A 1,344-nucleotide genomic window follows, 5' to 3' on the forward strand; every position below is an offset into this window, starting at 1 on the left:
GCGATGAGGCCCGAAAGAACACTACACAACCACCCGGTCATCCCGCAGTTGGGCAATCTGCTCATCACCGAACCCCAACTCCCGCAACACCAGATCCGTATGCGCCCCCAGCCTCGCGCCTATATGCCGAGGCTCGGGCAAGCCTGCGGAAAACTTCAACGGGCACGCCATCTGCGCCTGGCTCGATCCGTCGCCACGGGGCACCTGAGTGACCAGATGCCTGGCCTTCAATTGCGGATGCTCAAGCGCTTCGTCCAGCTCCAGCACCGGTTCGACGCAGGCATCCACCTCGGCGAATAACGCGCAAAGATCGGCAAAATCGCGCTTCTCGAATTCGGAGCGCAGTTGCTCTTTGAGCCCCTGCTGTTGCTCGGGCGCCAGGCCTTGGGCGGCGAGCTCCGGCCGCCCCAAGGCCGTGCACAGCGCCTGCATGAACCCTGGCTCGAGGCTGCCCACCGACATCCAGCGGCCATCCCGCGTGCGGTAGTAATCATAAAAACTGCCACCGTTGAGCGCATGGTTTTCCCAACCCGGTTTCACCCCGCAGGCCAGGTAACCGGCGCCGGCCAGTGCGTTCAGGCTGAAGACGCAGTCGGTCATGCTCACGTCCAGGTGCTGGCCCTGCCCGCTCTGCTGGCGGGCAATGACCGCCGCCAGCAGGCCGATCACCCCGTGCAGCGAACCGCCGGCGATGTCCGCCGCCTGGATGCCCAGCGGCAGCGGCCCGCTGTCGGCCCGACCGGTGTGGCTCGCCAGCCCGGCCAGGGCCAGGTAGTTGATGTCATGGCCGGCGCGATCCTTGAACGGGCCGGTCTGGCCATAACCGCTGATCGACACGTAGATCAGCCGGGGATTGATCGCCTTCAAGGCTTCGTAACCCAGGCCCAGCCGCTCCATCACGCCGGGGCGGAACTGCTCCAGCAGGATGTCATGGTCGTCCAGCAACCGCTTGATGATCTCCAGTGCCGCGGGCTGCTTGAGGTCCAGGGCCAGGCTGCGCTTGTTGCGGTTGAGGTAGGCATGGCTGGCCGAGGTGCCCTGGTCATGGGGCGGCAATATCCGCAGCAGGTCAGGACGCTCCGGCGATTCGATGCGCAACACCTCGGCCCCCATGTCCGCCAGCAACAACGAAGCGAACGGGCCGGGCAGCAGGGTGGAAAAATCCAGAACCTTGAGCGATGCCAGTGGGCCTTGCATGGGCGATCTCCGCTTGAATGGTGTGTTCAAGCCTAGGCAGGGCCTGGCGAAGGAGCAATTACCGGGGGTGTCGTTCGGGCTGACAAATCCGCTCAGCGCGAGGGCTGTCGTGGGGGGGGGGGGGGGGGGGGGGGGGGGGGGGGGGGG

1 protein-coding gene is annotated in these 1,344 nt (G+C 65.8%); it reads right to left on the reverse strand.

Annotated elements, in window-relative coordinates:
• Nucleotides 1-21 precede the first annotated feature (21 nt).
• Nucleotides 22-1,197: a CaiB/BaiF CoA transferase family protein gene (locus ACE04F_RS22220; RefSeq protein ID WP_486109947.1), complete on the reverse strand. Its 1,176-nt coding sequence runs from the start codon at nt 1,195-1,197 to the stop codon at nt 22-24.
• Nucleotides 1,198-1,344: the final 147 nt, after the last annotated feature.

This window comes from Pseudomonas sp. AGC41 (assembly GCF_057334555.1).

Bases quoted from the DNA above. Each gene is read 5' to 3' on its own strand.
- ACE04F_RS22220 (WP_486109947.1), bottom strand. From the start codon at position 1,197: ATGCAAGGCCCACTGGCATCGCTCAAGGTTCTGGATTTTTCCACCCTG.